Source organism: Georgenia sunbinii (genome assembly GCF_036421875.1).
GTDB classification, from domain to species: Bacteria; Actinomycetota; Actinomycetes; order Actinomycetales; family Actinomycetaceae; genus Georgenia_B; species Georgenia_B sunbinii.
In genome coordinates this window covers 441,135-456,322 of the sequence record NZ_JAZGOL010000002.1, presented here as the reverse complement: position 1 = coordinate 456,322, position 15,188 = coordinate 441,135, and the positions used below count along the sequence as shown (strand labels likewise).

16 protein-coding genes and 1 tRNA gene are annotated in these 15,188 nt (G+C 71.6%); 4 read left to right on the top strand and 13 right to left on the bottom strand.

The features are described from left to right. Window positions 1–28: 28 nt before the first annotated feature. From ygfZ to V2J52_RS06475, 3 genes are read right to left on the bottom strand one after another with little or no spacing between them, the layout of a single operon-like run. Window positions 29–1,135: a CAF17-like 4Fe-4S cluster assembly/insertion protein YgfZ gene (ygfZ, locus tag V2J52_RS06485; RefSeq protein WP_331226858.1), complete on the bottom strand. Its 1,107-nt coding sequence runs from the start codon at window positions 1,133–1,135 to the stop codon at window positions 29–31. Next, window positions 1,132–1,779 carry a heme-binding beta-barrel domain-containing protein gene (locus V2J52_RS06480; protein WP_331226857.1) on the bottom strand — a complete coding sequence of 216 codons (648 nt, stop codon included), beginning with the start codon at window positions 1,777–1,779 and terminating at the stop codon, window positions 1,132–1,134. Before V2J52_RS06480 ends, ygfZ begins: the two co-directional genes overlap by 4 nt. Before the next feature lie 48 nt (window positions 1,780–1,827). Then, entirely contained in the window at window positions 1,828–2,547 is a 720-nt protein-coding gene (locus V2J52_RS06475) for a hypothetical protein (protein ID WP_331226856.1), read from the bottom strand. Window positions 2,548–2,698: 151 nt separating this feature from the next. Between V2J52_RS06475 and V2J52_RS06470 the strand changes: the two genes are divergently transcribed. Continuing rightward, a complete protein-coding gene (locus tag V2J52_RS06470; protein WP_331227125.1) occupies window positions 2,699–3,379 on the top strand; it encodes a response regulator transcription factor in 681 nt (226 codons plus the stop codon). 189 nt (window positions 3,380–3,568) lie between these two features. Continuing rightward, complete coding sequence (locus tag V2J52_RS06465; protein WP_331226855.1) at window positions 3,569–3,997, top strand: septum formation family protein; 429 nt, start codon at window positions 3,569–3,571, stop codon at window positions 3,995–3,997. A 108-nt stretch (window positions 3,998–4,105) separates the two neighbouring features. Here V2J52_RS06465 and pstB read toward each other — a convergent pair whose 3' ends face one another. The 8 genes from pstB to V2J52_RS06425 form a co-directional block, all read right to left on the bottom strand. After that, window positions 4,106–4,885 carry a phosphate ABC transporter ATP-binding protein PstB gene (pstB, locus tag V2J52_RS06460; RefSeq protein ID WP_331226854.1) on the bottom strand — a complete coding sequence of 260 codons (780 nt, stop codon included), beginning with the start codon at window positions 4,883–4,885 and terminating at the stop codon, window positions 4,106–4,108. Between the two features lie 45 nt (window positions 4,886–4,930). Next, entirely contained in the window at window positions 4,931–5,980 is a 1,050-nt protein-coding gene (gene pstA / locus V2J52_RS06455; protein ID WP_331226853.1) for a phosphate ABC transporter permease PstA, read from the bottom strand. Beyond that, complete coding sequence (gene pstC, locus V2J52_RS06450; protein ID WP_434056382.1) at window positions 5,980–6,960, bottom strand: phosphate ABC transporter permease subunit PstC; 981 nt, start codon at window positions 6,958–6,960, stop codon at window positions 5,980–5,982. Before pstC ends, pstA begins: the two co-directional genes overlap by 1 nt. Before the next feature lie 98 nt (window positions 6,961–7,058). Further along, the gene (pstS, locus tag V2J52_RS06445; protein ID WP_331226851.1) at window positions 7,059–8,195 is read right to left on the bottom strand and encodes a phosphate ABC transporter substrate-binding protein PstS; all 1,137 of its coding nucleotides are present in this window, start codon (window positions 8,193–8,195) and stop codon (window positions 7,059–7,061) included. Window positions 8,196–8,371: 176 nt separating this feature from the next. Beyond that, on the bottom strand, window positions 8,372–9,382 hold the full coding sequence (locus V2J52_RS06440) for an NUDIX hydrolase (RefSeq protein ID WP_331226850.1): 1,011 nt from the start codon (window positions 9,380–9,382) through the stop codon (window positions 8,372–8,374). Then, a complete protein-coding gene (locus V2J52_RS06435; RefSeq protein ID WP_491062172.1) occupies window positions 9,379–11,685 on the bottom strand; it encodes an RNA degradosome polyphosphate kinase in 2,307 nt (768 codons plus the stop codon). The genes V2J52_RS06440 and V2J52_RS06435 overlap by 4 nt, the downstream gene beginning before the upstream one ends. An 18-nt stretch (window positions 11,686–11,703) precedes the next feature. Then, on the bottom strand, window positions 11,704–12,591 hold the full coding sequence (gene mshD / locus V2J52_RS06430; RefSeq protein ID WP_331226849.1) for a mycothiol synthase: 888 nt from the start codon (window positions 12,589–12,591) through the stop codon (window positions 11,704–11,706). After that, window positions 12,591–13,220 (bottom strand): hypothetical protein, encoded by a 630-nt coding sequence (locus V2J52_RS06425; protein ID WP_331226848.1) that lies wholly within the window; start codon window positions 13,218–13,220, stop codon window positions 12,591–12,593. The genes mshD and V2J52_RS06425 overlap by 1 nt, the downstream gene beginning before the upstream one ends. Before the next feature lie 183 nt (window positions 13,221–13,403). Between V2J52_RS06425 and V2J52_RS06420 the strand changes: the two genes are divergently transcribed. Then, the gene (locus V2J52_RS06420; protein ID WP_331226847.1) at window positions 13,404–13,808 is read left to right on the top strand and encodes a spore germination protein GerW family protein; all 405 of its coding nucleotides are present in this window, start codon (window positions 13,404–13,406) and stop codon (window positions 13,806–13,808) included. A gap of 58 nt (window positions 13,809–13,866) precedes the next feature. Here V2J52_RS06420 and V2J52_RS06415 read toward each other — a convergent pair whose 3' ends face one another. Further along, window positions 13,867–14,487: a hypothetical protein gene (locus tag V2J52_RS06415; protein WP_331226846.1), complete on the bottom strand. Its 621-nt coding sequence runs from the start codon at window positions 14,485–14,487 to the stop codon at window positions 13,867–13,869. Between the two features lie 159 nt (window positions 14,488–14,646). Next, on the bottom strand, window positions 14,647–14,928 hold the full coding sequence (locus V2J52_RS06410; protein ID WP_331226845.1) for a Fe-S cluster assembly protein HesB: 282 nt from the start codon (window positions 14,926–14,928) through the stop codon (window positions 14,647–14,649). A gap of 183 nt (window positions 14,929–15,111) precedes the next feature. Between V2J52_RS06410 and V2J52_RS06405 the strand changes: the two genes are divergently transcribed. Beyond that, window positions 15,112–15,184, top strand: a tRNA-Lys gene (locus tag V2J52_RS06405). Window positions 15,185–15,188 lie beyond the last annotated feature (4 nt).

Below are 15,188 nucleotides of genomic sequence, written 5' to 3'. Positions count from 1 at the left end.
CCCTGCGACACCATGACCGGATCGCGGCTCAGCGCCGAGGCTGGCGGCGCAGCTCCTGCCCGGGCCGCTGCGTCGGTCGGCCCTGCGCCTCACCGGCGACCGGGACGATGACCTCCTGGGCGGCAGCGACGCCGTCGACATCGAGGGTCTCCTCGGCCGGCAGCGACCGCTTCACCAGCGCCAGCCCGACCGGCCCGAGCTCCTCGTGGCGCACCACCGTGGTGAGCACGCCGACGTCCTTCTGGCCGTGCATCACCCGGGAACCGACCTCCGGCGTGATGTGCTCCGAGCCGTCGAGGTGGAGCATGACGAGCCGCCGCGGCGGGCGGCCGAGGTTGAACACCCGGGCGACCGTCTCCTGGCCCCGGTAGCAGCCCTTGTCCAGGTGGACGGCGGTGCGCAGCCAGTCGAGCTCGTGCGGGATCGCGCGGTCGTCGACCTCCCGCCCGAGCCTCGGGCGCCAGGCCTCCACCCGCAGCGCCTCCCACGCCCAGGTCCCGGCGAGCCGGTGACCGCTGGCGTCGATGACGCCACCGAGCCGGGCGCGCGCGACGAGGCTGAGCACGGCGTGGAGCTCGCGGCCGGGGTGGTCGGCGTCGGCCGGTCCGTAACGGGTGGCGCCTGGCTTGGTGGTGGGCCACACGTCGCGCCAGGTGAGGAGGTGGCCGGGCTGCGCGGCGACCGCCAGCCAGCCCTCGCCGTGGCTGCCGACGACGGCGGTCGTCGCGGTCTCGTCCGCCACCTCCACCCGCAGCATGAAGCGCATCTTCTCCAGCCATGCCACCAGGCCGGCGACGCTCGCGGCCTCGGTGACCAGCCAGGCCTTCTCGCCGTCGTCGACGACGGCGGCGGCGTGCTCGATGCGCCCGTTGGGGTCGAGGAGCAGCAGCTCGCTCGACTCGCCCGGCTGCAGGTCGAGCAGCAGCTGGCTGCTGAGCGTGTTGAGCCAGCTGATCCGGTCCGGTCCGGCCACCGTGACGACGCCGAGCTGAGAGAGGTCGACGACGCCCTCACCGGCCCGCAGGGCGCGCTGCTCGGCCACCGGGTTGCCGTAGTGGAGCGCGACACCGGCGTCCGGCCCGCCGCCCTCCACCGCGCCCGAGCGTGCCAGCAGCGGGCTCCTCGCGGCGCTCACGGCTGGTCCTGCCGGCTGAGCCGGCCCGAGGAGTACGACTGCAGCTCGTGCCCGAAGGCGGCCAGCGACTCCACCCACATGAGCTCCCCGCCGACGAGCCCGTACATCCGGCTGCCGGCGGTCACCTCGGCCGCGCTGGCGGTCCGCACGACGGCGTCGGAGACGAGGTCGATGCGCGGCCCCCGGACCTGCCCGACGTAGACCGAGACGTGCCCGGAGGGCTGGGCGACGAGAACCTCGATGTCGAAGCGTGGCGGGCGCCCGGCGGAGGCGTCCCCCGACGCTCCGGTGTCCTCGCCGGTGCCGGCGGCGCCGTCGGTCGCTGCCGCGTCCTGATCAGGCGGGACCCGCCAGTAGGAGGTCTCGCTCGCCCACACCCCACCGGGGTGCAGGAGTGCGGCCCCGGCGGCGCCGGAGGTCTCGTTCGGCACCGAGCTCGAGCGCTCGGCGTCGACGGTCCACATCGTGCTCGTGCATCGCAGGTAGGGGCCACCGTCATGGTCGAAGGTGACCTCGTGGATGACCGGCTGCTCGGTGATGCCGGGGTAGGCGAGCACGCCGTAGCCGCGCCAGGGCCCGACCAGCCAAGCCAGCGGGTAGATCTCGGGGGCCAGCCCCTCGGGAATCGCAAAGGTGGCAGACATGTCTTGATGCTACGCGGTCGGCGCGACGGGCTGAGCGCCGCCAGGCAGTCAGCCGAAGACGGTGCTGCCGACGATGAACGTCGGGGCGCCGGCGAGCAGCAGCGGGACCATCGACGCGGCCAGCGCGGGTAGTGGCCGCTCGACGGACGGCAGCCGCCCGAACAGCAGGTGGATCGCGGAGGTGAGGATCCCGGCGGCGAGCCCGATGAGCGCGCCGGCGAGCGGGCCGACGCTCGCCAGCAGCAGACCGGCGACGACGCCGGCGCCCGCGGCGACCAGGGTCGCAGCGGTCGCCACGAGCTGGGGACGTACCGGCAGCGCGGTGCACGCCGCGCCGGCGGCCAGCGCGGCAGCGGCGGTGAGCACCACGGCGAGCGCCGCGCGGGCGTCGCCCAGCCCGAGCCAGGCAGCGCCGGAGGCGACGATCGCGCCGCCGGTGAACGTTCCGGAGACGGACTCCACCAGCCGTGGTCGCCCGTCGCTGCGCAGCATCTCGGCGACGAAGGCGGCGGCGACCGACAGGCCGAGGACGACGACGAGGTCCCCGACCTCACCCAGGGTGACGACGGCGATCGACGCCGCCGCGGTCAGCGCGATGACGACTCGCGACGCGTTGACGGCCGGCAGGCCGACCAGCCGCGGCCAGCCGGCGGCGAAGAGAAGGACCGACAGACCGAGCACGACGACCATCGGCAAGTACCAGACCGATGCCAGCGCGAGCATCCCGGTGACCGCTGCAGTGATGACTGCCCGCGTCGAGCTGCCCATCAGGCCGCTCGCCGGGGCGACGGGACACCGATGGGCGCAACGGCGCAGGCGGGAAGCGGCATGGCAGGAGTCTCCCAGATCACGACACACCTCGGAACTTCGGCGGGTAGCCCCGTGGCCAATACAGTGTCCACCGACGAAAGGCATGACGATGGCCGGACTGCTCGTGCTGACCGCGGAACCCATGGGTTCCGTCGGTGTCCTACCAGCGCTCGCCCTGCTGTCCCACCCGGCTCGGGTGGCGCCGCTGGCGGCGTCCTCGCTGGTGGACCCCGCGGAGTCGGACGTCGTCGTCGTCGACGCGCGGCGGGACCTGGCCACCGCCCGCTCGCTGTGCCGCCTGGCGGCAGCGACCTCGCTGCCCGTCCCGTTGCTCGCGGTGTGCTCCGAGGGTGGCCTCACCGCCGTCACCGGCACCTGGGGGCTGGACGACTTCATCCTCGACACCGCCGGCCCCGCCGAGGTCGAGGCGCGGCTGCGACTGCTCACCGGGCCGGGCCGCAGCGACTCCGACGCCGGTGCCGAGCTCGTCGAGGCCGGCGAGATCCTCATCGACACCGGGGGCTACATCGCACGGGTCCACGGCCGTGCGCTCGACCTCACCTTCAAGGAGTTCGAGCTGCTCAAGCACCTCGTGCGCCACCCCGACCGGGTCTTCACCCGCGGCCAGCTGCTGCAGGAGGTGTGGGGCTACGAGTACTACGGCGGCACCCGGACCGTCGACGTCCACGTCCGGCGGTTGCGGGCCAAGCTCGGCCCGGAGCACGACCACCTCATCGGCACCGTCCGCGGGGTGGGCTACCGGTTCTCCGCCGATCCGTCGTCCACCTGACGCGACGGGGACGGCGTCAATGTTCTAGACTGGTGCCACGACGTCGGGTCGTGGAAGCCCCGGGCTCCAACACAAGCCGCCACGAGCGGCCTTCGCGCCGACTGGCGCTTCGCGGCCCGGCGTCGCTCAACGCCCGGACGGGTCTCACCCCCGGGCCACGTCCCACCTCTGCACTGGAGCCCCACGAATATGCGTCGTTCTGCCCTCCTGCTCGCCGTTGCCGCTGGCACCGCGCTCGCCCTCAGCGGCTGCACCGCCAACTCCGTCCTCGACCTGGCGGTCGGCGACTGCCTCAACACCACTGACCTCGAGGGCACCGAGGTCAGCTCGGTCGAGGCGCTGGAGTGCAGCACGGAGCACGACGCGGAGATCTTCGCCGAGCACACCTTCAGCGGCGACGAGTACCCCGGCCTCGAGACTGTCCAGGAGGAGTCCGACGTCGCGTGCCGCGACGCCTTCGGCGACTTCGTCGGCATCCCCTACGAGGAGTCGGCGCTGTACTTCTCCGCGCTCTACCCGACGGAGGACACCTGGGACAGCGCGGACGACCGCACCACGCTGTGCATCATCCTCGCCGAGGAGCCGATGACCGAGTCCCTCGAGGGCGCCGCCATCTGACCTGCGTCGCCCTCCCGGCTGCTGCCGGGCCAGGACAACCCAACGGGTGAGGACCGCCAGCCTGGCGGTCCTCACCCGTTTCACGTGCGGCTCGGCTGCCGCGACCGGTCAGCCGAAGCGGCCGGAGATGTAGGCCTCGGTCGCCTCGTTGGACGGCGCGGAGAACATCCGCTCGGTGGTGTCCATCTCGATGAGCCGGCCCGGCTTGCCGGTGCCCGCGATGTTGAAGAAGCCCGTCGTGTCCGACACCCGCGCCGCCTGCTGCATGTTGTGGGTGACGATGACGATCGTGTAGGACTCCTTCAGCTCGCTGATGAGGTCCTCGATGGCGAGGGTGGAGATCGGGTCGAGCGCCGAGCAGGGCTCGTCCATGAGGAGGACCTGCGGCTCGACGGCGATCGCACGGGCGATGCACAGCCGCTGCTGCTGCCCGCCGGAGATCGACGAGCCGGGACGGTCGAGGCGGTCCTTGACCTCCTCCCAGAGGTTGGCGCCGCGTAGCGCGCGCTCGATCAGCGACTCCTGGTCAGACTTCGACATCCGCCGGTTGTTCAGCCGGACGCCGGCGAGGACGTTGTCGGCGATGGACATCGTCGGGAACGGGTTCGGGCGCTGGAACACCATGCCGACCTGACGGCGGACCTCGACCGGGTCGACGTCCTCGCCGTAGAGGTCCTGGCCGTCCATCAGCGCCGTGCCCTCGACGTAAGCACCCGGGATGACCTCGTGCATCCGGTTGAGCGTCCGCAGGAACGTGGACTTGCCGCAACCCGAGGGGCCGATCAGCGCGGTGACGCTGCGCGGCTGGATGACCATGTCGACGCCCTCGACGGCTTTGAAGTCGCCGTAGTAGACGTTGAGGTCCTTGATGTCGATGCGCTTAGACATGCGCGCTCCTTCGGGTCCGTGCGGGGCGGGGGTTCGGTCGGCGCATCAGCGGGCGCCCTTCGGTGAGAAGTACCGGCTCACCAGCCGGGCGACGAGGTTGAGCACCATGACGATGGCGATGAGGGTGAGCGCACCGGCCCACGCCCGGTTCTCGCTGGCACCGCCCTGCGCGTACTGGCGGTAGACGTATACCGGCAGCGTGGCGATGCGTCCGTCGAACGCGTCGTAGTTGGTGGCATTGACGATACCGACGGTGACGAGCAGCGGTGCCGTCTCCCCGATCACCCGGGCGATGGAGATCATCACACCGGTCGTGATGCCGGCGATCGCGGTGCGGAGCACGACCTTGACGATCGTCAACCACTTCGGCACGCCGAGCGCGTAGGCGGCCTCCCGCAGCTCGTTGGGCACCAGGCGCAGCATCTCCTCCACCGACCGCACGACGACCGGGGTCATGAGGACCGCGAGCGCGATACCGCCGATGAGCGCGGACTTGTAGGCCGGTCCGAAGATCACGAGGAACATCGTGAAGGCGAACAGCCCGGCGACGATCGACGGGATGCCCGTCATGACGTCGACGAGGAGGGTGATCGCCCGCTTGAGCCGGCCCGAGCCGTACTCCACGAGGTAGACGGCGGTGAAGATGCCCAGCGGGATCGAGATGATCGAGGCGATCCCGGTGACGTAGAGCGTGCCGATGATCGCGTGGTAGGCGCCGCCCTCGGTCATCTGGCCGAAGATGCCGACCATGTCGGTGGTGAGGAACTCCCAGCTCATCGCCTCGATGCCGTCGCCGACCACCGTCCAGATGAGCGAGACGAGCGGCACCATGGCGAGCGCGAAGGCGAGGGTGACCAGCGTCGTCGCCAACCGGTCCTTGGCCCAGCGGGCCCCCTCGACCTGCCAGGAGATCGCGGTGATCGCGATGGTGTAGATGATCGCGCCGATGAACCCGACGCCGGCGAAGGTCGGACCGTCACCGAGGAGCTGGACGGCGGCCGCCAGCACCAGCGAACCAGCGAGCACCGCCCAGGAGGTGCCCTTGGGCAGTCGCTGGGTGGAGCGGATGAACCGCTCGGGCGTGGTCGTGGACATCAGTTGGCTCCCGAGAACTCGGCGCGGCGGGCGATGACCCAGCGGGCGACCAGGTTGACCCCGAAGGTCAGCACGAACAGCATGAGGCCGGTCGCGATGAGGACGTCGACCCCCAGGCCGCTGGCCTCCGGGAACTGGTTGGCGATGTTCGCGGCGATGGACTGGTGCTGGCCGGGCTGCAGCACGAAGAAGTTGATGGCGAAGCCGGGTGAGAGAACCATGAGCACCGCCATCGTCTCACCGAGCGCACGTCCCATGCCGAGCATGGCGGCGCTGATGATGCCCGAGCGGCCGAACGGCAGCACCGCCTGGCGGATCATCTCCCAGCGGGTCGCGCCGAGCGCGAGCGACGCCTCCTCGTGGAGCCGGGGGGTCTGCAGGAAGACTTCGCGGATCGTGGCGGTGATGATCGGCAGGATCATGATGGCGAGCACGAGACCGGCGGTCATGAGGTTTCGAGCCGGGGCCTGGTAGTCGGAGAACAGCGGGATCCAGCCGAGGTTCTCGCTCAGCCAGGTGAACAGCGGGTGGAGGACCGGCTGCAACCACTGGATCCCCCACAGCCCGAAGATCACCGACGGGATCGCGGCGAGCAGGTCGACGAGGTACCCGAGCCCCTGGGCCAGCCGGCGGGGCGCGTAGTGCGAGATGAACAGCGCGATGCCGATGCTCAGCGGCACGGCCACGACCAGTGCGATGACCGAGGAGAGCACGGTGCCGAACAGCAGCGGCGCGACGTACTCCCACAGGTTGGCGCCGCGCATGAACCCGATGTCGTCGAACGCCTCGTGCTGGGCGACCAGCGCCGGCCACGCCCGGATGAGCAGGAAGATCGCCACGGCCGCGAGCGTGATGAGGATCACGACGCCGGCACCGGTCGAGAGCCCCGCGAAGACCCGGTTTCCCAACCGGCCGGGCGCGCGTCCCGCGCGAACCACCGGACGTGGTTGGCGAGCGGGCGGTGATGTGTGGCTAGCCACGAAACCTCCGGCAGATAACTGATCGGGTTCTACACATGCGGGCGGGCGGGCCGGCACGCGCCATCGGCGCACACCGACCCGCCCGTCAGGCTAGCCGGTCAGCCGGCCACCGTGATCTGGTCGATGGCGCCCTGCGCGCGCTCGCGCAGGGTGTCGGAGATCGGAGCGGAGCCGGCGACGTCGGGCTGGGCTGCCCGGTCCTGGCCCTCGGGGCTGATGACGTACTCGAAGTAGCCGGCGACGTTCGCGGCGTCGGCCTCGTTGTCGTAGGTGGAGCAGGCGATCGAGTAGGAGACGAGGACGATCGGGTAGGTACCCGCCTCGGTCGTGTCGCGCGCCAGGTCCATCGTCAGACGCAGGTCGGTGGCGTCCGCCGTGTCGGGCGACGCGTCGATGATGGCGGCCGCGGCGTCCGGGGAGAACGGCACGTAGTCGTCGCCGACACCGACTGCCACGGTGCCGAGGTCACCGGCGCGCGAGGCGTCGGCGTAACCGATGGCACCCTCGGCGCCGCTGACGACGTCGATCATGCCGGAGGTCTGGGCACCGGACTGGGTGCCGCTGATCGGCCAGGTCTCGACCGGCCCGTGGGTCCAGACGTCCGCCGCGACGGCGTCGAGGTACTCGGTGAAGTTCTCGGTGGTGCCCGAGTCGTCGGAGCGGTTGACCGGGATGATGTCCAGGTCGGGCAGCTCGACGTCCGGGTTGGCGTCGGCGATGGCCGGGTCGTTCCAGCTGGTGACCTCGCCCATGAAGATGCCCGCGATGGTCGCGGGGTCCATGTTGATGTTCTCGGCCTCGACACCGGGCAGGTTGTAGACCACCGCGATGGGGCTGATGTACAGCGGCATCTCGATGACCTCGCCGCCGAAGCAGCGGTCGACACCGGCGGCCAGCTCCTCCTCGTCCATCGCGGAGTCCGAGCCCGCGAACAGCACGGTGCCGTTGAGGAACTGCTCACGACCGGTGCCCGAGCCGGTCGGGTCGTAGGAGACGGTGACGGCCGGGTTCTGCTCCATGAAGCCGGCGATCCATCCCTGGACAGCAGCCTCCTGCGAGCTCGCGCCGGATCCGGCGAGCGAGCCGCTGAGCTCGGCGCCCGCGTCGTCAGCGGCGTCCTCGGTCTGTGCGCCGGCGTCGTCGGCGCTGGTGGCCTCGTCGTCGGTCTCGGTGCTGTCGGAACCACAGGCCGCGAGGGTGAGTGCGAGCACGCTGACAGCGGCGACTCCCGCCATGCGGCGACTTCCTGCAAGCTTCACGTTCATACCATCCTTCGTGTGGAGGGCCCGGGATCCCCGGTAGCCGTCCCTGACGGTAGGAAGTCGAAGTGACCTGGCGGTGGGCAGCGGGTGAACGCTGGATGAACAGCCGCTGTCAGTTGCATCACGTCGCGACGCAGCTGCGCTGGGGCTCAGCTGAGAAGCGCGTCGACCTTGGGCTGCGCAGAGGCGTGCGACGGCGCCCGGTGCTTCTCGATGGCCACGACGACGGCACCGCGACCGGGCCGTCTCCCGACGTGGACGACGAGGATCTCCGAGGTCTGCAGCCAGGGGTCACGTTCAGGGACCGCCTTGAGGATCCGGTGCGGCGTGCTGCGGGCCACCTCATCCATGAAGGTCGGCAGCACCGGCCGATGCGTGCAGATCGCCACCGCCGGCGCGCGTTCCTTGAGCTCGTCGCGGGCGAGGTTGCGGGCACGCTTGGGCTTCTCCCGGTGCGCGTCCTCGGTGATCCCCGGCTCTTCCTCGATCGTGGTCCCGATCGCGTCGGCATAGGGCCGGACGGTGTCCATGCACCGCTGCCACGGGCTGGAGACCACCCGCGTCACACCGTAGGCGGCCAGCAGCGGGACGAGGCCACGGGCCTGCACCCCACCGCCACCGGTGAGCGGTCGGGTGGACTCCCCACCGCGCCACACCGTGCGCTTGCGGGCCCGGGCGTGCCGGACGACGATCATCGCCCAGGTCTTGAGCCGTTCGTCGCGCCATTGATCGATGAGCATCCCGAGCGGCTCGCGGTCGTGCGGGTAGGTGAGCAACTTCTTGGCGGCGCCGGCCTCGACCCAGCGCACCTCGTCGATCTCCCGCGTGCTGGCCGGGGTGACGGCGGACCGTGCGGCGAGCGAGGCGTCCCCCTCGGGGGCCGGGACGGCCGCCCAGTAGTGCGCTTCCTTGCGTCGCCCGCCGCCGTTGCGATAGCTGACCTTCGACAGCGGCTGCCCGAGGATGACCTCGACGCCGGTCTCCTCGGCGATCTCCCGGATCGCGCACGCGGCCAGGCTCTCACCGGGGTCGACCTTGCCCTTGGGCCAGGACCAGTCGTCATAGGCCGGCCGGTGGACGAGCAGCACCTCGAGCTTCTTCTTGCTGTTGATCCGCCACACCAGTGCCCCCGCCGCCAATGTCGGGGTCGCGGCGCTCATCGCGTCGCTGCCACGCGTCGGCGGGCACGGGCGATGAGGAGCTCCTGGATGTCGTCGAGACGTTCGCCGTCCTCGTCCACGAGGTGCCGCAGCCAGCTGCCATCGGGCTGCAGGTGCCACGACGTCACGGTGGGCGACATCAGCTGGTCGAGCAACGTGACGAGGTCGTCCACCTGCCCGGGGTCGACGATCTTCACCAGCACCTCGACGCGCCGGTCGAGGTTGCGGTGCATGAGGTCGGCGCTGCCGATCCACACGTCCGGCCCGTCCGCGCCGCCGGCGAAGGCGAACAGCCGCGCGTGCTCGAGGAACCGGCCGAGGATGGACCGTACGCGGATGTTCTCGCTCAGCCCCGGCACGCCGGCCCGTAGCGCGCAGATGCCGCGCACGACGAGGTCGACCGGCACGCCGGCCTGGCTGGCCCGGTAGAGCGCGTCGATGGTCTCCTCGTCGACGATCGAGTTCACCTTGAACTTGATCCATGCCGGCTCCCCGGCACGGTGGCGGGCGATCTCGCCCTCGATGCGGTCGATCAGACCCGAACGGAGCGCGCGCGGCGCCACGAGCAGCCGGCGGAACCGGGAGCGCGGCGCGTACCCGGAGAGCTGGTTGAACAGCCGGGTGAGGTCCTGGCCGACCTCGGGGTCGCAGGTGAGCAGCCCGAGGTCCTCGTAGCCCCGGGCGGTCTTCGGGTTGTAGTTGCCGGTGCCGATGTGGCAGTAGCGCCGCAGCCCGTCCTGCTCCTTGCGGACCACGAGGGACAGCTTGCAGTGGGTCTTGAGGCCGACGATCCCGTAGACGACGTGCACCCCGGCACGCTCGAGCTTGCGCGCCCAGGAGATGTTGGCTTCCTCGTCGAACCGCGCCTTGATCTCGACGATCGCCAGCACCTGCTTGCCGGCCTCGGCGGCATCGATGAGTGCGTCGACGATCGGCGAGTCACCGGAGGTGCGGTAGAGCGTCTGCTTGATCGCTAGCACGTCCGGGTCGGCCGCGGCCTGCGCGAGGAACTGCTGCACCGAGGTCGAGAAGGAGTCGTACGGGTGGTGGAGCAGGACGTCGCGGTCCCGGATCGCCTCGAAGAAGTCGGTCGGGTTGGCGCTCTCCACCTCGGCGAGCTGCTGCGCGGTCACCGAGACGAACCGGGGGAACTTCAGCTCCGCCCGGTCCATCGCGTGGATGACGTTGAGACCGGTGAGGTCCAGCAGCGAGGGCAGCTCGAACACGTCGTTCTCGTGCACGCCGAGCTCCCGGACGAGGAGCTCGCGCACGTGCGCGCTGATGCCCTGCGCGAGCTCGAGCCGGACCGCCGGGCCGAAGCGGCGCCGCAGCAGCTCCCGCTCCAGCGCCTTGAGGAGGTTCTCGGCGTCGTCCTCCTCCACCTCGAGGTCCTCGTTACGGGTGACCCGGAAGGTGTGGTGCTCGACGATCTCCATCCCGGGGAACAGGTAGTCGAGGTGCTCGCCGATGATCTCCTCGAGCGGCACGAAGGAGGTGCGCTCCGCGTGCTCCGGGGCGTTCTCGGGGCGGTGCGGCTTGCCGGAGGCGTCGACGGCGATGAACCGCGGCAGCAGCGGGGGCACCTTGACCCGGGCGAAGTGCTCCTTGCCGGAGATCGGGTTGCGCACGACGACCGCGAGGTTGAGCGAGAGCCCGGAGATGTACGGGAAGGGATGGGCCGGGTCGACCGCGAGGGGGGTGAGCACCGGGAAGATCTGCTTGCGGAAGAACTTGTGCAGCCGCTGCTGCTCGCTCTCGGCGAGCTGGTCCCAGTGCAGGATGTGGATGCCCTCGGCGGCGAGCGCTGGCTGGAGATCTCCGGCGAAGGTGCGGGCGTGCTCGAGCTGCAGCTCACGGGCGCGGCTGCTGATCGCCTCCAGCACCCGGCGCGGTGAGACCCCGGACACGCCGGTGACCGCCAGGCCGGTGGCGATCCGCCGTTTGAGGCCGGCGACCCGCACCATGAAGAACTCGTCGAGGTTCGAAGCGAAGATCGCGAGGAACCAGGCACGCTCGAGGAGCGGCACCGCGGTGTCCTGCGCCTGCTCGAGCACCCGCTGGTTGAAGTCGAGCCAGCTGATCTCCCGGTCGGCGAAGCGGTCGACCGGCAGCTCCGGCAGCCCGGCCTGCGCACCGTCGGTCGCATCCGGCTCGACGGCGTCGTCCCCCACGGCACCATCGGTCATCGCGCCGTCGGTCGTGCTCGACGGCAGCGCAGGCGTGCCGTTCAGGGCTGCGGGGACGTCTTCCTCCCCCATCGCGCCGCTCAGCGGCTCCGTGGTGCTGACGTTCGGGTCGGCCATGCCATCTATCGTGTCACCTCATCGTGAATAGTGAATGTCCACGGCGGAGCGGTCGAAACCGGCACGTCGGTAGGTGCGGATCGCCGCGGTGTTGTCGCCCTCGACGTACAGCGTCGCCCGGGTCAGGCCGCGGCGAGCCATCTCGTCGAGCGCGAGGTCGGTGAGCCACCCCCCGAGGCCGCGGCCCTGCGCGGCCGGGTCGACGCCGAGCGCGTAGATCTCGCCGTCGTCCTCACCGGGGACGGCCTTGACCCACATCGAGGCGAGCAGCGCGTCGGGCCGGCCCGCCTCGTGCCCGAGCCACAGCAGCGTCGGGTCGAACCAGTCCTCGGCCTCGCGCTGACGGACGTCGTCGGCGGTCAGGCGTCCCTGCTCGGGATGGTCGGCGAACGCCCGGGAGTTCAGCGCCACCCACCGGTCCTCGTCCTGCCCGACGACGAAGGTGCGCGCCGCCGCGTCGGCCGGGGTGCTCCGCGACGGGCGGCCGGCGGCGGGCAGCGCCAGGCTCATCTGCCACAGCTCGCGGGTGATGCGTAGCCCGACGCGGTCGGCGAGCGCCCGTGCCGCCGGCAGGTCGCCGTGGGACCAGACGCTCAGCTGCGGCTCCTCGTCGAGGAGGGTGTCGAGCAGCGCGCCCCCCAGGCCGCGACGGCGGTGGTCAGGGGCGACGCACAGCTCGGCGCTGCCGGTGGGGTCGATCTGGGCGTAGCCGACGAGCTCACCGTCGACGGCGAGCCAGCGGTGCCGGGCTTCGGCGGTGCGGTGCCGGATCGCGAGGAGCCCGACCTCGCCGACGGGCGCGACGCCGTCGGCGGCCGTGACGGCGTCGAGCAGCGCGAGCACCCGGTCGGGCATGGCGGGGCCGGCGAGGTCGCGGCCGGCGATCGGTGCGGGGTCGGTGGTCATCAGTCCAGCCTGCCCGCTCGCCACAGCTCCGCGGCGCCCTCGAGGTCGGCGGCGGTGCCGAGCAGCGCGCTGGCGCGTCGGGTGACGCGGTCGGCGAGGGCGTCGTCGGACTCGGCGATCCAGTCGGCGTCGAACGCTGCTCCGGTGGCCACCACCCGGACGAACGCGGCCGCCCGGTCGAGGGCGACGTCGAGCTCGCCCTCGTAGACACCGGCGAGGACCGCGTCGGCCAGCCGGGACACGTCCGCCGGACCGGGCGGCTCGACCACGCCGGCGATGACGCCGGCGACGTCGGCGTGCGACCGCCCGAGCCGGAACCGGTCGGCGACGACCGCCGGGTCCGCGCGCACCCACTCGCGGATGAGGTAGAGGCGCCACAGTGAGCCGGGCAGCGTCCGGGGCGGGCTCTGCGACCACAGCTCGGCCACCGCCTCCAGACCTTCGACGTCGACCAGCCCGACGAGACGGGCGACGAGCTCCGGGTCGTCGCTGCCGTCCCGGCCGCGACGCACGATGACGTCGGCCGTCGCGTGGGCGGCCTGCGAGCGCAGTGCCGGATCGATGTCGCCGACGATGCGCTCGGCGGTCTGCGCGTCGAGCATGGCCGGGCGCCTGGGACGTCGTTCCACGGGTCCTCCTGCCTTGCTGCGTCGTCGGGCTCGTCCTCCCCGGGACCGGGCCCAGGGGTCACCATGCCACGACAGTCCACCGCATCTCGACCGCTGGGCGCGAGGTTTCTCGGTCTCCAGGCTGATGCGGCGCGGCTGCCGGCCGTGCTCTCCTGGGGCCCCAGCACAACCGAGGAGGCAGCGATGACCGCAGCAAACCAGAACGACGCCGTGCGACCGATCGAGGCCGCCGGCGACGCGCTCCATGTCCGGCGCGTGTTCGGCGAGGCGTACGAGCACGACGGCGCGTTCCTCGTCCCGGTCGCCAAGGTGATCGGTGGCGGCGGGATGGGTTACGGCACCGGGATCCCCACCGGCGCCGGCGGCGAACCGGAGGGCGGTACCGGCGGTGGCGGCGGCTTCGGGGTTCGCGCGAAGCCGGTGGGCGTCTACCAGATCCGCGACGGCCAGGTGACGTGGCAGCCGGCGATGGACCTCACCCGGGTGATCCTCGGCGGCCAGGCGCTCGGCGCGGTCACCGTCCTGGCACTGGCGTGGGCGCTGCGGCGCCGGCGCCGCAGCGGAGCCCCGCGGTACCGCCACTGCTAAAGCTGGCGGGTACCGCCGCGGCCGAGCTCGCGGTACCCGCCGCGGCGGTCCGGACGCGTCAGTCGAGCCGGCCGCCGCGCGCGAGGACGGCCGCGTGGGCGAGCTCGTCGGCGGTCACCGAGAGCGCGCTCGTGCGCCCGGTCACTGGCCGTGCGGCGTCGTCGTCGTGGGTGAGCCACCCCGCTTGCCCGCCCGCTCCCGCGGCAAGGACCCGGAGAAGGTCGGCCGCACCGTCGAGGAGGACAGCGAGCTCGTCCTCGGACTCGCCGTTGAACAGCGCGGCGAGCCGCTCATCGACGGTGGCCGGCTGCGGCAGCTCGGCGGCATCGTCGGGCGCCACGGTCGCGGCCCCCTCCCGGAAGCGCATCGTGATCGTCTCGGGGTCGCGCTGCAGCCAGGCGCGCACGAGGTAGAGGCGCCACATGGCTCCGGGCAGCGTGGTGGCGGGGCTGCGCGCCCACAGCGCGGCGATCTCGTCCAGCCCCTCCGCGTCGATGATCGCCACGACGCGGCCAGCGAGCTCCGCGTCCTCCGACAGTCTGCTGGGGCCGAGCAGCACCGCATTGGCGGTGGCATGGGCGGCCTCCGACGTCAGCGCCGGGTCCGAGTCACCCCAGATGAGCTCGGCGTCCTTGTCGTCCAGGCTCGCCGGACGTCTCGGGCGGCTGCGGTAATTCATGGTCGCTCTCCCTCGATCGACGATCACGGCGCGTGGCTCGATTCTTCCCCATCGGTCCCGCCGGCGCAGTGAGTAGCGCCAGGGTTCCCCGCCGGGACGAGCACTGCCCGGGCCGATCATGGCGGCCCGGGCAGTGCGTTCCTGGTGGAGGGTCGGCGGTCACGCCGTCGTGCGTTGGAGCGCGAAACCGACGCCGTCCGGCCCGTTCTGGGCGTCCAACGTGTGCCGGGCGAGCACCGGTGAGGCGACGCCGTCAACGAACACGCGAGCGCCGTCGTCGTCGATGATCTCGTCGCCGGACTCCGGTCTCGGCGAGAGTGCCATCTCGATCTGCTCGTTGTCGCTGGTCATCGAGATCCGTACGCCACCACTCTCGGGCAGGCCCGACTCGGAGGTGATCTCGGTGATCGCGGCCTTGGCGCTACTCGTCAGGGTCAGCATGAGTTCTCCCTCGCTAGGTGCGGCAGCTCGGTGTCGCGGTGGACGCCGTGCTGCCGGTGCCTCTCTACCGTCACCCGCGCTCGGTCACCACGCAACCCGAAGCCGTTCCGAGGTCCGGCCCGCGGCCCGTACCCTGGTCCCTGGACACCCCGGACCGGCCAGCGGGCCGAGGTCGGGCGTCCAGGGCCTCTAGCTCAATGGGTAGAGCAACGGACTTTTAATCCGTGGGTTGTGGGTTCGAGCCCCACGGGGCCCACCGC

Excerpts from the sequence above, each read along its gene's own strand:
- V2J52_RS06480 (WP_331226857.1), bottom strand. The coding sequence starts at position 1,779 with ATGTCTGCCACCTTTGCGATTCCCGAGGGGCTGGCCCCCGAGATCTAC.
- mshD (WP_331226849.1), bottom strand. The coding sequence starts at position 12,591 with ATGACCACCGACCCCGCACCGATCGCCGGCCGCGACCTCGCCGGCCCC.
- V2J52_RS06475 (WP_331226856.1), bottom strand. The coding sequence starts at position 2,547 with ATGGGCAGCTCGACGCGGGCAGTCATCACTGCAGCGGTCACCGGGATG.
- V2J52_RS06470 (WP_331227125.1), top strand. The coding sequence starts at position 2,699 with ATGGCCGGACTGCTCGTGCTGACCGCGGAACCCATGGGTTCCGTCGGT.
- pstA (WP_331226853.1), bottom strand. The coding sequence starts at position 5,980 with ATGTCCACGACCACGCCCGAGCGGTTCATCCGCTCCACCCAGCGACTG.
- V2J52_RS06420 (WP_331226847.1), top strand. The coding sequence starts at position 13,404 with ATGACCGCAGCAAACCAGAACGACGCCGTGCGACCGATCGAGGCCGCC.
- V2J52_RS06410 (WP_331226845.1), bottom strand. The coding sequence starts at position 14,928 with ATGCTGACCCTGACGAGTAGCGCCAAGGCCGCGATCACCGAGATCACC.
- V2J52_RS06435 (WP_491062172.1), bottom strand. The coding sequence starts at position 11,685 with ATGGCCGACCCGAACGTCAGCACCACGGAGCCGCTGAGCGGCGCGATG.
- pstB (WP_331226854.1), bottom strand. The coding sequence starts at position 4,885 with ATGTCTAAGCGCATCGACATCAAGGACCTCAACGTCTACTACGGCGAC.
- pstS (WP_331226851.1), bottom strand. The coding sequence starts at position 8,195 with ATGGCGGGAGTCGCCGCTGTCAGCGTGCTCGCACTCACCCTCGCGGCC.
- V2J52_RS06465 (WP_331226855.1), top strand. The coding sequence starts at position 3,569 with ATGCGTCGTTCTGCCCTCCTGCTCGCCGTTGCCGCTGGCACCGCGCTC.
- V2J52_RS06415 (WP_331226846.1), bottom strand. The coding sequence starts at position 14,487 with ATGAATTACCGCAGCCGCCCGAGACGTCCGGCGAGCCTGGACGACAAG.
- V2J52_RS06440 (WP_331226850.1), bottom strand. The coding sequence starts at position 9,382 with ATGAGCGCCGCGACCCCGACATTGGCGGCGGGGGCACTGGTGTGGCGG.